The sequence below is a fragment of the Phyllobacterium phragmitis genome (assembly GCF_002980495.1).
GTDB lineage: Bacteria > Pseudomonadota > Alphaproteobacteria > Rhizobiales > Rhizobiaceae > Paramesorhizobium > Paramesorhizobium phragmitis.
Window position 1 is genome coordinate 377735 of the sequence record NZ_PVBR01000001.1, and the last position, 18764, is coordinate 396498.

Below are 18764 nucleotides of genomic sequence, written 5' to 3' on the forward strand. Positions count from 1 at the left end.
TGCATCGCCCGGCCCTGCGTTCGCATGTTCGAACACGGAGCCCCTTCAATTGCCGCGGGTCCAAACGGACGCGCAAAAACGCTTTGTACTCTTCGGCAGGTCCCGGCTGAATATGGTGCGAAACTGCCGCCATTTTCCGAACCTGCCCTAACACTTTGAAACCAGACATGATCTTTTCTGGAAAATCTGTCAACTTTCCGCTGATCATATGCTAGTCGCGCGGTCTCTTTCCCGGGCCGGACGCTACTATGCGGGCCACAAGGTCCGGCAGCGACGCGGTTTCGGTCAGAGGAAAGCTCCGATCTTTCGGCAGTTCCCCGCTTCCCCCTGGAAGCACTGCCTGCCGGAAACCAAGTTTTTCCGCTTCCTTGAGCCGCTGCACGGCATGCGCCACCGGACGGACGGCTCCAGAAAGACTGACTTCGCCGAAATAAACACAATCGGCGGGAAGGGCAATACCGGCGATCGAGGAAACAAGCGCCGCCGCAACGGCGAGATCGGCAGCCGGCTCGCTGATGCGATAGCCGCCGGCAACGTTGAGATAGACGTCGTGCTGGCCGAAACGGACCCCGCAATGGGCCTCCAGCACCGCGAGAATCATCGAAAGACGGTTGCCGTCCCAACCGACGACGGCGCGTCGCGGCGTTCCGAGCGTCGAAGGAGCCACGAGCGCCTGGATTTCCACGAGGACGGGGCGGGTGCCTTCCATTCCGGCGAAAACCGCAGCTCCAGGCGACTTTGCGTTGCGCTCTCCGAGAAACAGTTCGGATGGATTCGATACTTCCCGCAGGCCTATATCGGACATTTCGAATACGCCGATCTCGTCCGTCGGGCCGAAGCGGTTCTTCACCGTGCGCAGGATGCGGTAGTGGTGGCCGCCTTCGCCTTCGAAATAGAGAACCGCGTCGACCATATGCTCGACGACGCGCGGTCCGGCGATCTGGCCTTCCTTGGTGACATGACCGACGAGCACGACCGCTGCTCCCGTCTGTTTGGCGAAACGGATCATCGCCTGTACGCTTGCGCGCACCTGCGTGACGGTACCGGGCGCCGAATCAGCCATATCGGTCCACAATGTCTGGATCGAATCGATGATGACCAGATCGGGACGCCGGGATTCGGAAATCGTCGCCAGAATATCTTCGACATTGGTTTCCGCGGCAAGTTCCACCGACGTGTCGGCGGCATGCAGCCGTTGCGCGCGCAATCTGATCTGCGCCACCGCCTCCTCGCCCGAGACATAGACGATGCGATGGCCACGTCGCGCCAGCGCGGCGGCAGCCTGTGTCAGGAGTGTCGACTTGCCGATGCCGGGATCGCCGCCGACGAGCAGCGCCGAACCGCGGACGAAGCCGCCGCCGGTCACCCGGTCGAGTTCGGCGATCCCCGACTGAATGCGCGGCGCATCCTCGATGTCGCCCGAAAGCGTGGTCAGCGCCACGGCACGGCCCTTGCGCGGCGTCTTGCCCGGTCCGCCGCCGATACCGCCCGACGTTCCTTCCTCGACAAGCGTGTTCCACTCGCCGCAGGCGTCGCATTTGCCCGCCCAGCGCGTGTGCACCGTGCCGCAGTTCTGGCAGATGAATTGAATGCGCGCCTTGGCCATCAGCGGAGCGCTTCCCCGCCGATATAGCGGCGGTGATAGCGTTTTCCCAAGCCGGTCAGAAGCTCGTAACCTATGGTGCCGGCAGCGCGCGCCACATCATCGAGCGCAATGTTGGGCCCGAAGAGTTCGATATGATCGCCAATGCTAATTTCGTCTTCCGGTACTTCGGTCACGTCGAAGGAGGTCAGATCCATGGTGACGCGTCCGAGCACCGGAACACGCCGTCCGGCGATGAAGCCATGGGCGCCTTCCGCAAGGGCGGTCCGCAGCGGTACGCCCGATCCCGAGGCGGAACGCGGATAGCCGTCGGCATAGCCCGTGGAACAGACGGCGATGCGCGTATCGCCGTCAAGTGTCATGGTCGCGCCATAGCCCGCCGTCTCGCCCTTGGCGGTGCGGCGGATCTGCACGATCCTGGTTTCGGCGGTGACCACCGGCTTCATCGGATTGGCCGTTCCGCCGACCGCTTCGCCGCCATAAAGCGCGATGCCGGGCCGCGTCAGGTCAAAGATGTAATCAAGCCCGAGAAAAATGCCCGCCGAATTCGCAAAACTTGATTCGATATCTCCAAAAGCAGCGCGAACCTTCTGAAAAGATTCGAGTTGTTGCCGGTTCTTGTCACTGGACGGCGTGTCGGCGCAGGCGAGATGGCTCATCAGAAACACCGGGCGCACGGATTTCGCGGTTCCGGCAAAGCCGATGGCTTCGTCAGGCATAAGGCCAAGCCGGTTCATGCCGGTATCGACATGGATGGCGCAAGGCTTGCGCCTGCCATGCTTGGCCCAGATCGCAATCTCATGATCGGAACCGAGCACCGGAATGAGATCGGCATCGGTGAAGGCCGGAGCCGCATCGTCGAACAGGCCGTTCAGCACGAAAATGCGTGCTCTTGGTGCGGCATGGCGCACCCGCAGGCCTTCTTCGGGAAGCGCCACGAAAAAATTCTCGCATCCCGCCGCGGTGAGGGCAGGGACGATTTGTGCGATGCCGCAGCCATAGGCATCCGCCTTGACCACGGCGGCGGCGCGTCCCGGCCGCGAGCGTGCGTCAAGCGACTTCCAGTTGTCGACAAGCGCGTCGAGATCGATGGTCAGCCGCCCGCCGGCCAGAAGCCGGTCGGCGCCTGTTGTCAGTACCGGCCGTTCCAATGATGTCGATGTCAATTTGGGCTTAACGCTCATTCAAACCGTTCGGGCAGATGCGATTCCTCGGCGAGATCCGTAAAGCGCGTGAATTCCGCCTGGAAGGCGAGCTTGACGGTGCCGGTCGGCCCGTGACGCTGCTTGGCGATGATGACTTCGGCCTTGCCGCGCGCTTCCTCCATATCCGCCTGCCACTTGAAATATTCTTCCGTTCCGGGCTTCGGTTCCCGGTTCTTGATGTAATATTCGTCACGGAACACGAATAGCACCACGTCGGCATCCTGCTCGATCGAGCCGGATTCGCGCAGATCCGAGAGCTGTGGCCGCTTGTCCTCGCGGCTTTCGACCTGGCGCGAAAGCTGCGAAAGCGCAATGATCGGAACGTTCAATTCCTTGCCGAGAGCCTTGAGCCCGGTGGTGATCTCTGTGATTTCCTGCACGCGGTTTTGTGACGAGGCCTTGGACGAGCCGGTCATCAGCTGCACATAGTCGACGACCAGGACGTCAAGGCCGCGCTGGCGCTTCAGGCGGCGTGCGCGTGCGGCGAGCTGCGCGATGGAGATGCCGCCGGTCTGGTCGATATAGAGCGGGATCTTCTGCATCATGTGCGAGCAGGCGACGAGCTTTTCGAAATCGGTCTCGGTGATCTCGCCGCGCCTGATCTTCGAGGATGAGATCTCCGTCTGCTCGGAAATGATACGGGTCGCAAGCTGCTCGGACGACATTTCAAGCGAAAAGAACCCGACCACGCCGCCATTGACCGCCTTGATCGAACCATCAGCCTGCTGTTCGCCCTGATAGGCGGCGGCGATGTTGAAGGCGATATTGGTGGCAAGCGAGGTCTTGCCCATGCCGGGGCGTCCGGCAAGAATGATAAGATCGGAGGGCTGCAGACCGCCCATGCGGGCATCGAGCGAATGGATGCCCGCCGACATGCCCGACAGATGCCCGTCGCGCATGAAGGCGGCATTGGCCATGTCGACGGCGGTCTTGACCGCGTCGTTGAAGGACTGGAAACCGCCATCGTAGCGGCCCGTTTCGGCCAACTCGAACAAGCGCCGCTCGGCATCCTCGATCTGGCTGCGCGGCGCCATGTCCACCGGCGCGTCATAGGCGATATTGACCATGTCTTCGCCGATGGTGATGAGCGCGCGGCGCGTGGCGAGATCGTAGATGGCGCGGCCGTAATCCTCGGCATTGATGATGGTCACGGCCTCGGCGGCGAGGCGTGCCACATATTGGAAGACCGTCATGTCGCCGACCTTCTCTTCCGCCGGAAGGAAGGTCTTGATGGTAACCGGATTGGCCATCTTGCCGATGCGGATGAGATCGGATGCGACTTCGAAGATCTTGCGGTGCAGCGGTTCGTTGAAATGATTAGCCTTCAGGAAGTCGGATACCCGATAGAAGGCGTCGTTGTTGATCAGAATCGCGCCGAGCAGCGCCTGCTCCGCTTCAATATTGTTCGGCGCCTCGCGATAAAGCGTGCTGCTCCCGTCACGGGATCCATCTCGTGCCCCATCCCGCGCTTCGTCGAGTTTGCGTATTGTCGCTTCTGCCATGATTCTCGCTTCGCCCCTTATCCGCGTCGAGGTAGCGCCGGAACGCTGGAGAATGCAATGCGCAACCCGATCGATTCGGTGGAGAGCAAAAAGCTATACCATGATTCACAGCGATTCACAGTTTCCCGCGCAAACTGGAATATCGAGGGTTGACATGGGAACTGTTAAATGGAGCGTTGGCGCTTCGTCACGCACCCCCCTCTGGCCTGCCGGCCATCTCCCCCATAAGGAGGGAGATTAGCCTTCATCGAGGTTCGGCACCAATCGCAGACGTTGAAGATTGAATGCCCCCGCTTATGTCAGCCAATCTCCCTCCTTGAGGGGGAGATGGCCGGCAGGCCAGAGGGGGGTATTCACCGCGCCAATGCCTGCATTTAGAATCACCGCTTCTATTTCCCCGCCGCCCCCCGCGATGGCGCCGGTATCTCCGTATTCGCTCCCCTCGGTGCGCTGTCGAGGCGTTTGAGGCGTTTTTCCTCCGCCTCGATATAATTGCGGGTAAGCGGCACGGCGTCCTGGCGGTGAGCGATCTGGATCTGGAACACCATCATGTTCTGCCAGCGGAACGCGCTTTCCGATGCGGCGAGGTAGAATTCCCACATGCGGCAGAAACGCTCGTCATAGATCGATTTGGCGATCTCGCGATTGGCCATGAAGGCCTCGCGCCAGGCTTTCAGCGTTTCGGCATAATGCAGCCGCAGGATTTCAATATCGGTCACGACGAGGCCGGCCCGCTCGATATGCGGCAGCACTTCCGAGAGCGCCGGTATATAGCCGCCGGGGAAGATATATTTGCGGATGAACGGATTGGTCGCGCCCGGTCCGTCGCTGCGCCCGATGGCGTGGAGCAGGAACACGCCGTCGCGCTTGAGGAGCCTTGCGGTGTGCTCGAAATATTCGGCGAAATGATTGACGCCGACATGCTCGAACATCCCCACTGAAACAATGCGGTCATAGGGCTCCTGCAGCAGGCGGTAATCCTGCAGCTTGAACCGTGCCGTGCCCGAAAACCCTTCTTTCGCCGCGCGCTCGTTGGCGACGGCATGCTGCTCCTGGCTGAGCGTGACGCCGGTGACGTCGGCTTGCAGATATTTAGCCATATAAAGGCCGAGGCCGCCCCAGCCGCAGCCGATATCCAGCAGCGTGTGTCCCTCCTTGATCAGGAGCTTGGCTGCGATATGCCGCTTCTTGACGAGTTGCGCTTCGGCGAGCGTGGCTTTCGGCGTCTCGAAATAGGCGCAGGAATATTGCATGTCGGGATCGAGGAACAACCGGTAGAGATCGCCTGAGAGATCGTAATGATGGCGCACATGCCACGAGGCGCGGGTGATCGTGTTGATCTGCTGCAGCCGCCGTCCGGCCCGCCTTGCGCCGTCGAGCGCCCGCATCCATGGTTCCTTGGCGGCGATCGGCCCGGCATTCTCGAAGACGAGCCGCAGGAGCGCATACATGTCGCCTTCGAGAAAGTCGAGATCGCCGGCCATATAGGCTTCCGCCAGCTTGAGCTCTGGGTTGAGCGCAATGGCGCGTTCGGCCCTGCGTGACTTGATGCTGATATGCACGGGGCTGCCGGTTTTGTCGCCGAACCGATGTTTGACGCCTTCAGCGTCTGTAACCGTTAGATCTCCCGCCTCGATCAGATGATTCAATACAGTACGTAAAAGAGCATTCATCGACCAATCTCCACAAAACAAGATCGGCCCCGGCTTCAGGTTTTCCGGACGATGCGGAGACGGGTACCCGCCGCGCAGACCGCACCATCCGCGTACCCTTTGTCGGGCCACGAAAATGATAAGATAGGCGCTTTTTTGTGTCTGAAAAGCAAAAACGCCCGGCATTGAGGCCGGGCGTTATCATTTATAGTTTACTGAGCCGGCTCAAACACCGGAAGAAGAATAAAGAAGAATACGCTTGTTCAATCAGGCGTTGTCTTCGTTCTCCAGATCTTCATCGTCCAGGATTTCCTCGGCAAGAGGCTCTTCCTCGATACCGTAGATCGCTTCTGCGGAGGTCAGGTCTTCGCCCTTGGTCTGACGTTCGGCTTCTTCCGTGGAACGGGCGATATTGATGGTAACGGTGACTTCCACTTCCGGATGCAGGGCGATGGCGACCGTGTGCAGTCCGATGGTCTTGATCGGCGTGTTGAGCTCGACCTGATTGCGGCCGACGGAGAAGCCTTCGGCGGTCACGATGTCGGCGATGTCGCGGGTCGAGACAGAACCGTAGAGCTGACCGGTTTCACCGGCTGAACGCACGACGATGAAGTTCTTGCCGTCGAGCTTTTCGGCAACCGCCTGGGCTTCGCTCTTGCGCTCGAGGTTGCGGGCCTCGAGTTGGGCGCGCTGTGCTTCGAAGCGCTTCTTGTTGCCTTCATTGGCGCGCAACGCCTTGCCCTGCGGCAAAAGGAAATTGCGGGCGTAGCCGTCCTTGACTTTTACGGTGTCGCCCATTTGGCCGAGGCGGGAAATGCGTTCAAGCAGAATGACGTCCATTGGTAAGTCCTTTCAGTGTCGTCTGTCAGTCAATCGGGGTTTTGGGTGAGGTTTTCGACACCGGAGCGTTGCGCGACGTGTCGAACAATCCGGCGATGAGGAAGAGAAAAAGCACGAAGGCGAAGATCACGACGGCAAGATAGGCGAGCCATAATGCGAAAGGCCGCCATGGCGCGCCGCGCGTGCGATAATGCATCATGGCGAAGCCCGCCAAAAGGAAACCGGCACTCAGTGCTCCGCCGACCGCCGCCGCCGCATGGCCGAGCCCGCCGTCGATGAAGGCGAGGACGAGGCAGATGGCGAAGACGGCAAGTGCGATACGCGGCATTCTCAGCGTCGCGGGCCAATCGTCACGCGGACGACGCAGCCGGCCGGAAAGCGCAGTAAGCCGCAATGCCAGATAGAGATTGGCCACAAGCACCAGGACGCCGGTTGCCGGCTGAATGGCGGGAAGAGCCGCGACCATGAATGCAGCGAGGTTTTCGCGCATCTCGTTGCTGGCGGTGAAATTCGGATCAGCCTGGGAAACGCTTGCCACGATCGCATTGGCGACTTCGCGCGCCAGTTCCTCGCCAAAGCCGATGATGATCCCGATGATGATGAAGCTTGCCGCCACCATCAGCGCCAGGCGGAAGATGATGTCGGAGAGGGGATACCAGACCAGCGTGTCGGATGGACCGCCCATTTCATCTGCCGGCCGGGCGAGCCCCGCGAGATAGGCGCCCGTTGCCGCGGGAACGATGCTGGTCAGCGCCACGAGGAGCGCCGCCATCGGCGCTGCGACGAGTGCAACGGCAATGCTTGCGACAATGGCCGAAATGAGGCTCGCGGCGGTGCCCCAGCCGAGAGCAGCGATGAAGATCGGCAATGGCGTGAGGAAATAAAGCAACATCGCCACGCCCGATTGGGCGATGACGCCAGCCGACATCAGCGCGGCTGCAAGCCCCGCCAATATTCCAACGCCGATCGATGTGCCGTCGAATTTCATTTGCTCGCTGTCCTGCTGGTTCTCATGGTCCGGGCGAACCGGAGGTCCATGGACCTTGAAAGCAGTTAGAGGTGATGGCCCTGCCATAGCACCCCAACTCGGGATTTTATTTCTCCAACCGCGCCCATCGCGGAAAGAGGAAAGAATTGGGAATAGGGGAGTATGTGAGTAGGGGAGTATGTCTATTGTAAAAACATATTCTCTTACTGCCTTATTCCCCTACTCCCTTATCTTCTTACTTGACGATGTAAGGCAGCAGGCCGAGGAAACGAGCGCGCTTGATCGCCTTGGCGAGTTCGCGCTGCTTCTTCTGGCTGACGGCCGTGATGCGGGATGGAACGATCTTGCCGCGCTCGGAAATATAGCGCTGCAGGAGCTTCACATCCTTGTAGTCGATCTTCGGTGCATTGGCGCCGGAGAACGGGCAGGTCTTGCGCCGGCGATGAAAAGGACGCCGGGTCGGGATCTGGTTGATGTCGACCATTATACGGCTCCTTCACCAGCTTCGTTGTCGCGCGGACGGCGCGGACGGTCGCGATCACCATCACGCGGACGGCGCGGGCGGTCGTCATCGCGGCCGAAACGGTCGTCGCGTTCGCGGCGGTCGTCACGGCGGGCGAGCATGGCCGACTGGCCTTCCTCATGTTCGTCGACGCGGACCGTGAGAAAGCGCAGCACGTCTTCGTTGATGCGAAGCTGGCGTTCCATCTCGCTGACCGCCGCCGCCGGAGCGTCGATGTTCAACAGCGAATAATACGCCTTGCGGTTCTTCTTGATCCGATAGGTAAGGGGACGCAGTCCCCAGTTTTCGATACGCCCGACCTTGCCGCCATTGGCCTCGATGACACCCTTGTACTGTTCTACAAGAGCATCGACCTGCTGCTGCGTTATATCCTGTCGGGCAAGGAGCACATGTTCGTAAAGAGCCATTGTCTCTGCCTTTCTTCATATTAGCATTGCAAGACACCAGCGGCTAAGCCTCTGCGACTTCTCTCATGCCGGATAACCGGAGAAGAAAGGGCGCGGGGTTGAGACGATCGAGAGCGGAGACACGGGAGGCTGAAGCACTTTAGACTTCGACGGATCATGCGCAATTAATTGCACAATCCGGCCCTCCGTTCAGCCCCCAACTGACGCCGAGCAATGAACGGGCGGCTTATATGGGTTTTTGTCCCAAGATGCAATGCCACATATTTCTGCACCCGAAATGGCAAATCGGAAACAGGAAAACGCCGGCGGTATGCCATCGTATTCTGCATGGATTCGATCGATTTCGCGCCCATGCAGGGGTTTTAGCCCCGTCATACTTGACTTCTGCGTCGCCGATGGTCACACCGCGCGCCAATATTGAATATTGCGTAAAGACGCTGGAGACCAATAATGGCCATAGCATTTACATTTCCGGGGCAGGGCAGCCAGACGGTCGGCATGGGCAAGGCGCTTTCTGAAACCTTCGCCGAGGCGCGTGCGGTGTTCGATGAGGTGGATGATGCGCTGGGCGAGAAGCTTTCCGCCACCATGTTCGAAGGACCCGAGGAAACGCTGACATTGACCGCCAACGCTCAGCCCGCCCTGATGGCCGTATCGCTTGCCGTCATGCGTGTGCTCGAGGCGAAAGGATTTTCACTGAAGGACAAGGTGGCTTATGTCGCGGGCCATTCGCTCGGCGAATATTCGGCGCTTTGCGCGGCCGGAACCTTTTCGCTGGCCGACACGGCGCGGCTCCTGCGCATTCGCGGCAATGCCATGCAGCGCGCCGTTGCCGTAGGCGAGGGAGCGATGGCGGCGATTATAGGCCTGGAGCACGGCGATGTGCAGACGGTCTGTAGCGAGGCTTCCGCCAGCGGTGTCTGCCAGGTCGCCAATGACAATGGCGGCGGCCAGATTGTCATCTCAGGATCGAAGCCGGCGGTCGAAATGGCCGCGAAACTTGCCACCGATATGGGCGCCAAGCGGGCGATCATGCTGCCGGTCTCCGCACCTTTCCATTCGGCGCTGATGGCGCCCGCCGCCGACGCGATGCGCGCGGCGCTGTCGGAGGTGAAGATGAGTGATCCGGTCGTGCCGCTCGTCGCCAATGTCCGAGCCGCTCCGGTGACCGATGCACATGAAATCGCCTCGTTTCTGGTCGAGCAGGTGACCGGTCAGGTCCGCTGGCGCGAAACCGTCGAGTGGTTCGCGGCAAACGGCGTCACCACGCTTTATGAAATCGGTTCCGGCAAAGTGCTGACCGGTCTCGCGCGCCGTATATCGAAAGACATAACCGGAACCGCCGTTGGAACGGCGGAAGAAATCGAAGCCGCGCTTGCCGCGCTTTAAAGCATGATCCCGAACCGAAGGTCAGCGTCAGCAAAAAATTGCGGACTTCCAGGTAAGATCATGCGGTTAAGACAAAAGAGAATTGACCGGAAGGAAACGCGATGTTTGATCTTAACGGCCGCAAGGCTCTTATTACAGGCGCTACCGGCGGTATCGGCGAAGCGATCGCCCGTACCCTCCATGCTCAAGGAGCCATTGTCGGTCTGCACGGAACCCGTGTCGAGAAACTGGAAGCCCTGGCCGCTGAACTCGGCGAGCGGGTGAAGATATTCCCGGCCGATCTTTCGGATCGCACGGAAGTCCAGGCGCTCGGCGAAAAGGCGGAGAAGGAACTCGAAGGCGTCGGGATCCTCGTCAACAATGCCGGCATTACCAGGGACGGCCTGTTCGTTCGTATGAGCGATGCCGATTGGGACGCCGTGCTGAACGTCAATCTCACATCGGTGTTCAACCTCACTAGGGAATTGACCCACCCTATGATGCGTCGCCGCTATGGCCGCATCATCAACATCACCTCGATTGTCGGTATCACCGGCAATTCCGGTCAGGCGAACTATTGCGCATCGAAAGCCGGACTGATCGGCTTCTCCAAATCGCTGGCGCAGGAAATCGCCAGCCGCAACGTAACGGTCAACTGCGTGGCGCCTGGTTTCATCGAATCGGCCATGACCGACAAGCTCAATGAAAAGCAGAAGGACGCCATCATGGGGGCAATCCCCATGAAGCGCATGGGCACCGGCGCGGAGATCGCCGCGGCCGTGGCCTATCTCGCCAGCGAGGAAGCTGCCTACGTCACCGGGCAGACATTGCACGTCAATGGCGGTATGGCGATGATCTGATCGCCAAAAGCAAATTTGCCCGCAGAACAGTCTCAAACGGGCCTATATGCAGGCAAAATGCGCTTTGCGCGGGCAAGGAACCGTGTTAAGGCGCGCGCAGAACTGGCGTGCGGCGTATCTCTGCAGCTCCAGTCCTGTTCCGAGAGGAATATCCACAGGGGTATCCGTTGCACCGTGAAAGCGGCAGGTAACAGGTATCTTATAGCTTGATTACATCCACCCATGCCGCTAACCAAGGCAGGGAAACAACACACAGGTCGAGGTTCGGACATGAGCGACACCGCAGAACGCGTCAAGAAAATCGTTGTTGAACATCTGGGCGTAGATGCCGACAAGGTCACGGAAGGCGCAAGCTTCATTGATGACCTCGGCGCAGACAGCCTTGATACTGTCGAACTCGTCATGGCTTTCGAGGAAGAATTCGGCGTCGAAATCCCTGATGATGCCGCTGAAACGATCTTGACCGTCGGCGACGCCGTCAAGTTCATCGATAAGGCTAAGGCCTGATTTTAAGGCGGGTTGTTCGGGCTGGACGACTTTCCGTCTCCAGCCCGGATTCTCTTTGCTGAATGTGCTTTTACGCCTGATGCCCCGACCTATGGGTTTCGGCAAATTGCCTATATAAACAAAGCACGAAAATGGCATTGTCGGCATTGAAGGGTAGAATATGAGGCGTGTCGTAATCACTGGTCTGGGGCTGGTGTCGCCGCTGGCAAGCGGCGTCGAGGAAACCTGGTCGAGGCTTCTGGCAGGCAAGAGTGGCGCACGCCGCGTGACCGAATTCGAAGTCGACGATCTGCCATGCCAGATCGCCTGCCGCATTCCGGTCGGAGACGGCACGGACGGCACGTTCAATGCCGATCTGTTCATGGAGCCGAAGGAACAGCGCAAGGTCGATCCCTTCATCATCTATGCGATGGGCGCCGCCGATCAGGCGCTTGCCGACGCAGGCTGGGATCCCGAAAGCGATGAGGATCAGATCCGCACCGGTGTCATGATCGGTTCGGGCATCGGCGGCATCGAAGGCATCGTCGAGGCCGGCTATACGCTGCGCGACAAGGGCCCCCGCCGCATTTCTCCCTTTTTCATTCCCGGGCGTCTGATCAATCTCGCCTCGGGCTATGTTTCCATCAAGCACAAGCTGCGCGGGCCGAACCACGCGGTCGTCACGGCGTGCTCGACCGGGGCGCACGCCATCGGCGATGCGGCACGGCTGATCGCTTTCGGCGATGCCGATGTAATGGTGGCAGGTGGTACGGAATCGCCGGTGAGCCGCATTTCCCTTGCGGGATTTGCTGCCTGTAAGGCACTTTCAACCGATCGTAATAATGATCCGACCCGCGCATCGCGTCCCTGGGATACCGACCGCGACGGTTTTGTCATGGGCGAGGGCGCCGGCGTCGTCATCCTTGAAGAACTGGAGCACGCCTTGGCGCGCGGCGCCAAGATCTATGCCGAGGTGATCGGCTATGGTCTTTCCGGCGATGCATATCACATCACCGCGCCGACCGAGACTGGCGAAGGCGCGCAGCGCTGTATGGAAGCGGCCCTCAAAAGGGCGGGCGTCACACCCTCCGAGATCGACTATATCAATGCGCATGGCACCTCGACCATGGCCGACACGATCGAGCTTGGCGCCGTGGAACGCGTTGTTGGAGATGCCGCATCGAGCATTTCCATGTCGTCGACGAAATCATCGATCGGGCACCTGCTGGGGGCCGCCGGCGCGGCCGAGGCCATCTTCTGCACGCTGGCCATTCGCGATAATGTCGCGCCCGCGACACTCAATCTTGACAATCCGGCCGTTGACACCAAAATCGATCTCGTTCCGCACAAGCCACGCGAACGCCGGATTGATACTGTATTGTCGAATTCTTTCGGTTTTGGGGGCACAAACGCGTCGCTGGTCCTGCGCCGCTATCAGGCTTAGTCCACGGTCGCGTCGTCCGTGCTTTTGCCGCAATCGCCTTCGGCCTTGAGACAGTGATGCTGTGCCCAAAGAGGATGGGAACTGAGGTGATCGAGTGAATTCAGACGCGAAATCCGAGAACGAGAAAGAGCCCCCGGAGAAGCAAGCTTCGGAGCAGGTTTCGACCGAACGGACTGAAGCCGCGCCGGTGCAAAAGCCGATCGTGCCTAAATCCGCGAGTGAAGCGCTGCGGCCCGAACCTGGAACGCCGCCCCCGCTGCGTCGGCGTTCGCGGCATGCGCGCAGCCAGATCGTCGTTTTCGCCAATTTCATGCTGTCGCTCTTGGTGCTGGCCGTTATCGGCGCATCCGTGCTCTTCTATTTTGGCAAGCTGCAGTTCGATGCGGCAGGGCCGGCTCCGGCCGCGAGCACCTTTCTCGTCAAGCGCGGCAGCGGTATCGTGGAGATCGCTGATAGCCTGGAGCGGCGCGGCCTCATCTCGGATGCGCGTATATTCCGATATGGTGTGCGCGCCTATGGCCATGAGAAGGATATGAAGGCGGGCGAATACGAGATCGCCGCGCATGCCTCTATGCGCGATATCATGGAGACCCTGCGCAGCGGCAAGTCGATCCTGGTTTCGCTGACGATCCCGGAAGGGCTGACGGTCCAGCAGATATTCGAGAGGATCGCCGCCAATGATGCTCTGGCTGGCGATATGCCGGAGACTTTGCCCCCGGAGGGCAGCATGTTCGCGGACACGCTTCGCTTTACCCGTGGCACAATGCGTCAGGAGATCATCAGCAAGCTTCAGGCCGAGCAAAAGAGCTTGATCGATGAGATCTGGGCCAAGCGCAGCCCCGATCTGCCGTTGAAGGACGTCAATGAGTTCGTGACGCTTGCCTCCATCGTCGAGAAGGAAACCGGAGTTGCCTCTGAACGCCCGCATGTGGCTTCCGTTTTCGTCAACCGGCTTCGCAAGGGCATGCGTCTCCAATCCGACCCGACCATTATTTACGGTCTGTTCGGCGGCAAGGGAAAACCCGCCGACCGTCCGATCTTCAGGTCGGATATCGACAAGCCGACGCCATATAATACCTACATCATCAATGGCTTGCCGCCGACACCCGTTGCCAATCCGGGGCGCGCCGCACTCGAGGCGGTTGCCAATCCGCTGGAGACCAATGATCTCTATTTCGTCGCGGACGGTACCGGCGGCCATGTCTTTTCCGCCACGCTGAAAGAGCACAATGACAATGTCCGCCGCTGGAGATCGGTCGAGCAGCAGAAAAAGGACGAAGCCGCCAAAGCCGCGAAAGACGCCGCTGATGGCGACGTCAAGCCGGAGCAGCCGGGCCAGTAGGTAGGTAGAGCGCATCGGCCCGAAGCCGGAATCGGTTTCGGAAAGCACGATGCGCAGTTCAATAATTTCCAGCGTCCTTGTGTGGCGTCCCAAAGGGCGCACGGCGCTGTAGCGGCTCGGAGAGCGGGGACAAATGATTCTGCAGAGCATGACCGGTTTTGCCCGCCATGCCGTCGCGTATAGCGGCGGCAAGAAGGATGGGGAAGGTGATGCGCGCATCGTCTGGGAGGTCCGTTCGGTCAACGGCAAGGGGCTCGATGTGCGGTTCCGGCTGCCGCCGGGCTTCGAGGGTATCGAACCGCAGGTCCGTGCCACGCTTTCGCGCCACTTTTCACGCGGCAATTTCCAGGCGGTACTGACGGTCGAGCGGTCGGCGGCCCAATCGGATGTCGCTATCAACGAAGCCTATTTGGCCAATGTGATGGCGGCCGGCGAGCGCCTGCGTTCTCAATATGGGCTGGCACCGGCAAGCGTTGACGGCATTCTGGCATTGCGAGGCGTTCTCGATCAGCCGCAGGAGGCCGAGGACGAACAGATGCGGGGCCAATTGGAGGCCGCGATCGTGAAAGCGCTCGATCGCGCGCTTGCAGCGCTCGGTGATGCCAGGCGCACGGAAGGCGGCGCCATCGGCGCCATCCTCGCCGGCCAGGTCGATACGATCGCAGCATTGGCTGCGCGCGCCCGCAGCGATCCTTCCCGCGGTGTGGAGGCGATCCGTGCGCGCCTTGCCGCACAAATTGCGCTTCTTCTCGATGCCGCAAGCGGGCTCGACGAAACGCGGCTCTATATGGAAGCGGCCTTTCTGGCCACCAAGGCCGATATCCAGGAAGAGCTCGACCGGCTCGACACCCATGTCGCCTCTGCCCGCAAGCTGATCAGCGAAGGCGGTCCCATCGGGCGCAAGCTCGATTTTCTCAGCCAAGAATTCAATCGCGAAGCCAACACGCTGTGCTCGAAATCAAATGCTGCCTCGATCACCTCGATCGGGCTTGAGCTGAAGGCGGTCGTCGATCAGTTTCGCGAACAGGTACAGAATCTGGAGTAATCGTCATGGCCACTTCCTCCGTCGAAAGCACGGTGCAGCGCCGCGGCCTCATGATGGTGATTTCCTCGCCGTCGGGCGCCGGCAAATCGACCATCGCCCGGCTTCTCCTTGAAGATAAGGAGATGGACTTGGCGCTCTCGATCAGCGTCACGACCCGTCCGCGCCGCGCCAGCGAAATCGCGGGCATGCATTATCATTTCATCTCGGTGCGTGAGTTCGAGCGGCTGCGCGACAGCGATGCGCTGATCGAGTGGGCGGAGGTCCACGGCAATTTCTACGGCACCTTGCGTGAGGCCGCTGAGAACGCCTTGGCCGAAGGCCGCGACATGCTGTTCGATATCGATTGGCAGGGTGCGGATCAGTTGCAGGAAAAGATGCCCGCCGATGTGGTATCGATCTTCATCCTGCCGCCGACGATGCGCGAACTTCAGCAGCGTCTCAATCGCCGTGCGGAGGATGCAGCAGACGTGATAGAGACGCGGCTGCACAATGCGCGGCTCGAGATCCAGAAATGGAGTAAATACGACTATATCGTCATCAATGAGGACCTCAACCGCTCCTACGCGGCGGTAAAGGCGATCGTCTGTGCCGAGCGTCTGCGCCGCGATCGTCGTCCCGGCTTATTCGATTTCGTCAACACGCTGCTTGAGGAAAACCCGGCGCTTTGAAGCGCGTCAAAGCGCATTTGTCAGCGCGACAAACTCTTCGACACTCAACGTCTCTGCCCGGCGCGTCGGGTCAATACCCACTCTTCCCAGAAGGGCCTCGCCGCCAAGCGATTTGATGCTCTGGCGCAGCATCTTGCGCCTCTGGCCGAAGGCGGCCTGCGTCACCCGGCCGAGTTTGGCTGCATCGCAGGGCAAAGGTGCGCTGCGCGGCACGAGATGCACGACCGACGAGGTGATCTTCGGCGGCGGGGTGAAGGCCTGCGGCGGCACGTCGAAGGCGATCTTCGCCTCGCTCCGCCATCCGGTCAGAACGCCGAGCCGGCCATAGGCATCGCTTCCGGGACGCGCGACGATGCGCTCGGCCACTTCACGCTGGAACATCAGCGTCATCGATGCATAAAAAGGCGGCCAGGGTTCGCTCAAAAGCCAGTTCACCAGCAATTGCGTTCCGACATTATAGGGCAGGTTGGCGACGATGCGCGGCTTCTTCCCATCGGTGGCGAGCTTGGCGAAATCCTGCTCCAGCGCGTCGCCGCATATGATTTTCAACCGCCCCGGATAATGCGATGCGATCTCGTCCAGTGCCGCCAGACAGCGTTCGTCGCGCTCTATTGCCGTCACCAGCGCCCCTTGTGCCAGGAGGGCGCGCGTCAGCCCGCCTGGGCCTGGGCCGACCTCGATCACCGGCTGGTCCTTCAGATCGCCGGCCTGCCGGGCGATCTTCGCGGTGAGATTGAGGTCGAGCAGGAAATTCTGGCCGAGCGACTTCTTCGCCATCAGGCCATGGCGCTCGATCACGTCGCGTAGTGGAGGCAGGCTGTCAATGCTCATGCATTGCCGTGTTTTGTGCATTATCGGCCAGACGGCGCGCCAGCAGCAAGGCTGCGACAAGGCTGTCGGGCCGTGCGATGCCCTTGCCGGCGATATCGAAGGCCGTACCATGGTCGGGCGAGGTCCGGATGAAGGGTAGCCCCAATGTGACATTGACCGTTTCGTCGAAGGCAAGCGCTTTGGCGGGGATCAATGCCTGATCATGATACATGCAGATCGCCGCGTCGTATGAGGCGCGTGCGGGCTTGTGGAACATCGTATCGGCCGGCAACGGACCACGCACCGCGATGCCTTCCGCAGTCAGCGCCTCGACGGCAGGGCGGATGATGGCATCGTCTTCCCAGCCAAGCGCCCCGCCTTCGCCGGCATGAGGATTGAGGCCCGATATCGCGAGCCGCGGCTTGGCGACGCCGAATTTTTCCTTCAACTCGCGGGCGGTGATGCGCGATACGGCAATGATCTCTTCGGTTGTCAGAGCGCCTGGCACCTCGGCAAGCGGAATGTGGATCGTCACCGGCACGGCGCGCAGATCCGGTCCGGCCAGCATCATCACCGGCTTGCAGGCCGTCTTGGTGTGTTCTTCGGCAAGTGCTGCCAGGAATTCCGTATGGCCGGGATGGGAAAATCCGGCTTCATAGAGCGGCTTTTTGGCGATCGGACAGGTGACGACCGCTGCAGCCCTCCCATCAAAAGCGAAACCGACCGCCCGTTCGATAGCTTCGATGGTACCCGCTGCATTTTCCGCAAGCGGTATGCCTGGACGGTTGATCTGCGCATTCTTCAGCGGAACGACTGGCAGAAAATTGGGAAAAAGCGCCACAGCTTCCTCGGGCCTGCAGGTTTTCAAGGCGACAGCCTCGCCAAGACTTTCCGCCCGCGCCGCAATCAGATCCGGATCGCAAATGAGGAAAAACACCGGCATGTCCGCCGCCTTGCGCAATTTCCATGCAGCAATGGCTATTTCCGGCCCGATGCCGGACGGATCACCGCCGCTGACGGCAAGCGGCAGCATTCAGCGATTGACGATGCGGGTTTTCTCCCGCAGCTCCTTGAGATAGTCGTCGCTGACTTTTTCCGCTTTCTGCTCGCCGCCCTGCTTTTTTTCCGCGTCTTCCATCGAGAAGACCAGTTGGGCGACGCGGTCGTCCGATACCTGTCGCGTCGAGCAGACAGCCAGGAATTCGACACCCTTTTCAGTGTCATGCACCGGTGTCGTCTGGCCGACCGATGTCTTCTTGACGTCATCGGCCCAATCGCCCGGCAACCGTGGCTCGATGACCCGGGGGAGATCGCGCACCGTCACGTCGATAATGCCCTTGGCAAGCTGGCGCGTGGTCTTGCAATTCTGGAAGCGCGAGCGGAAAGCATTGGCTTCCTGCCGGCGCTTGCCGATGATTGCGCTGCGCTTGTCGGCGGGAATAACGAATATCACCTGTTGCAGGAGATATTCGGTCGCACTCGGCTTGGTGCCGCCCTGTTGACGCATGCGCTCGACAGCCTCTTGTTCGCTGATCATGCCCGTCTCGCGCATCCGCGTGCTCAGGACCCGGTTCCAGCCCATCTGCACCATGATGAAGGTCTTGAAATGCTCGGGCGTGACACCTGCCTTGTTGAGGACCTCGGAAAGCTGCGCCGGCGTCAGCTTGTTGCGCGACGCAAATCCGGCAAAGGCTTTATCGATTTCCGCGTCGGAGATGGAGATGTTGCGTCGCTTCATCTCCATGCGCTTCAGCATATCATCGGTCAGCTCCCTCTGGGCGATTTGCGTGAGATTGCCCTTCTTGCGCTGCAATTTGAGGAATGCCGCCCGACGTTGGATGTCGTAACTGGTGATCGGATTGCTGCCGACCAGGACCTTGATTTCGTTTGCGGCGGCGGGATGCAGTGAAGCTTCACCGCCGAGAATCGCAACGCTCATGGTGGTTGCCAGCACCGCAGCGAAAAGTCGCTTGCTAAATTTCATCTTGTCTCTTCCCCGATTTTTGAAAGCCCATTCTGGC

18 protein-coding genes are annotated in these 18764 nt (G+C 60.2%); 7 read left to right on the forward strand and 11 right to left on the reverse strand.

What is annotated here, in order from left to right; all coding sequences use genetic code 11:
- Positions 1 to 211: 211 nt before the first annotated feature.
- The 8 genes from radA to rpsF form a co-directional block, all read right to left on the reverse strand.
- Positions 212 to 1606: a DNA repair protein RadA gene (gene radA / locus C5748_RS01800; protein WP_105740190.1), complete on the reverse strand. Its 1395-nt coding sequence runs from the start codon at positions 1604 to 1606 to the stop codon at positions 212 to 214.
- Positions 1606 to 2787 (reverse strand): alanine racemase, encoded by a 1182-nt coding sequence (gene alr / locus C5748_RS01805; RefSeq protein ID WP_105740191.1) that lies wholly within the window; start codon positions 2785 to 2787, stop codon positions 1606 to 1608. The genes radA and alr overlap by 1 nt, the downstream gene beginning before the upstream one ends.
- Positions 2784 to 4310, reverse strand: coding sequence for a replicative DNA helicase (locus C5748_RS01810; protein WP_105740192.1), 1527 nt, complete (start codon positions 4308 to 4310; stop codon positions 2784 to 2786). The genes alr and C5748_RS01810 overlap by 4 nt, the downstream gene beginning before the upstream one ends.
- 389 nt (positions 4311 to 4699) lie before the next feature.
- Entirely contained in the window at positions 4700 to 5983 is a 1284-nt protein-coding gene (locus C5748_RS01815) for a cyclopropane fatty acid synthase (protein ID WP_105740193.1), read from the reverse strand.
- Positions 5984 to 6229: 246 nt separating this feature from the next.
- On the reverse strand, positions 6230 to 6802 hold the full coding sequence (gene rplI / locus C5748_RS01820; RefSeq protein ID WP_105740194.1) for a 50S ribosomal protein L9: 573 nt from the start codon (positions 6800 to 6802) through the stop codon (positions 6230 to 6232).
- Between the two features lie 25 nt (positions 6803 to 6827).
- Positions 6828 to 7790: a DUF2232 domain-containing protein gene (locus tag C5748_RS01825; RefSeq protein WP_105740195.1), complete on the reverse strand. Its 963-nt coding sequence runs from the start codon at positions 7788 to 7790 to the stop codon at positions 6828 to 6830.
- A 235-nt stretch (positions 7791 to 8025) separates the two neighbouring features.
- Positions 8026 to 8274 (reverse strand): 30S ribosomal protein S18, encoded by a 249-nt coding sequence (rpsR, locus tag C5748_RS01830; RefSeq protein ID WP_105740196.1) that lies wholly within the window; start codon positions 8272 to 8274, stop codon positions 8026 to 8028.
- Entirely contained in the window at positions 8274 to 8720 is a 447-nt protein-coding gene (gene rpsF / locus C5748_RS01835) for a 30S ribosomal protein S6 (RefSeq protein ID WP_105740197.1), read from the reverse strand. The genes rpsR and rpsF overlap by 1 nt, the downstream gene beginning before the upstream one ends.
- A gap of 450 nt (positions 8721 to 9170) precedes the next feature.
- Between rpsF and fabD the strand changes: the two genes are divergently transcribed.
- The 7 genes from fabD (at position 9171) to gmk (ending at position 15933) form a co-directional block, all read left to right on the forward strand.
- Positions 9171 to 10109: an ACP S-malonyltransferase gene (gene fabD, locus C5748_RS01840; protein WP_105740198.1), complete on the forward strand. Its 939-nt coding sequence runs from the start codon at positions 9171 to 9173 to the stop codon at positions 10107 to 10109.
- A gap of 101 nt (positions 10110 to 10210) precedes the next feature.
- Entirely contained in the window at positions 10211 to 10948 is a 738-nt protein-coding gene (fabG, locus tag C5748_RS01845) for a 3-oxoacyl-[acyl-carrier-protein] reductase (RefSeq protein ID WP_105740199.1), read from the forward strand.
- A 270-nt stretch (positions 10949 to 11218) separates the two neighbouring features.
- The gene (locus C5748_RS01850) at positions 11219 to 11455 is read left to right on the forward strand and encodes an acyl carrier protein (protein WP_068881166.1); all 237 of its coding nucleotides are present in this window, start codon (positions 11219 to 11221) and stop codon (positions 11453 to 11455) included.
- Positions 11456 to 11615: 160 nt separating this feature from the next.
- On the forward strand, positions 11616 to 12878 hold the full coding sequence (gene fabF / locus C5748_RS01855; RefSeq protein ID WP_105740200.1) for a beta-ketoacyl-ACP synthase II: 1263 nt from the start codon (positions 11616 to 11618) through the stop codon (positions 12876 to 12878).
- A 94-nt stretch (positions 12879 to 12972) separates the two neighbouring features.
- Entirely contained in the window at positions 12973 to 14220 is a 1248-nt protein-coding gene (gene mltG / locus C5748_RS01860) for an endolytic transglycosylase MltG (protein WP_199194674.1), read from the forward strand.
- 133 nt (positions 14221 to 14353) lie between these two features.
- Entirely contained in the window at positions 14354 to 15265 is a 912-nt protein-coding gene (locus C5748_RS01865) for a YicC/YloC family endoribonuclease (protein ID WP_105740201.1), read from the forward strand.
- A 5-nt stretch (positions 15266 to 15270) separates the two neighbouring features.
- Positions 15271 to 15933: a guanylate kinase gene (gmk, locus tag C5748_RS01870; RefSeq protein WP_105740202.1), complete on the forward strand. Its 663-nt coding sequence runs from the start codon at positions 15271 to 15273 to the stop codon at positions 15931 to 15933.
- Between the two features lie 6 nt (positions 15934 to 15939).
- On the opposite strand, the gene rsmA is transcribed toward gmk, so the two are convergent.
- From rsmA to C5748_RS01885, 3 genes are read right to left on the reverse strand one after another with little or no spacing between them, the layout of a single operon-like run.
- The gene (gene rsmA / locus C5748_RS01875) at positions 15940 to 16764 is read right to left on the reverse strand and encodes a 16S rRNA (adenine(1518)-N(6)/adenine(1519)-N(6))-dimethyltransferase RsmA (RefSeq protein ID WP_105740203.1); all 825 of its coding nucleotides are present in this window, start codon (positions 16762 to 16764) and stop codon (positions 15940 to 15942) included.
- On the reverse strand, positions 16754 to 17776 hold the full coding sequence (gene pdxA / locus C5748_RS01880; protein WP_105740204.1) for a 4-hydroxythreonine-4-phosphate dehydrogenase PdxA: 1023 nt from the start codon (positions 17774 to 17776) through the stop codon (positions 16754 to 16756). Before pdxA ends, rsmA begins: the two co-directional genes overlap by 11 nt.
- Positions 17777 to 18727, reverse strand: a complete 951-nt coding sequence (locus tag C5748_RS01885) for a peptidylprolyl isomerase family protein (RefSeq protein ID WP_105740205.1) — start codon at positions 18725 to 18727, stop codon at positions 17777 to 17779.
- Positions 18728 to 18764 lie beyond the last annotated feature (37 nt).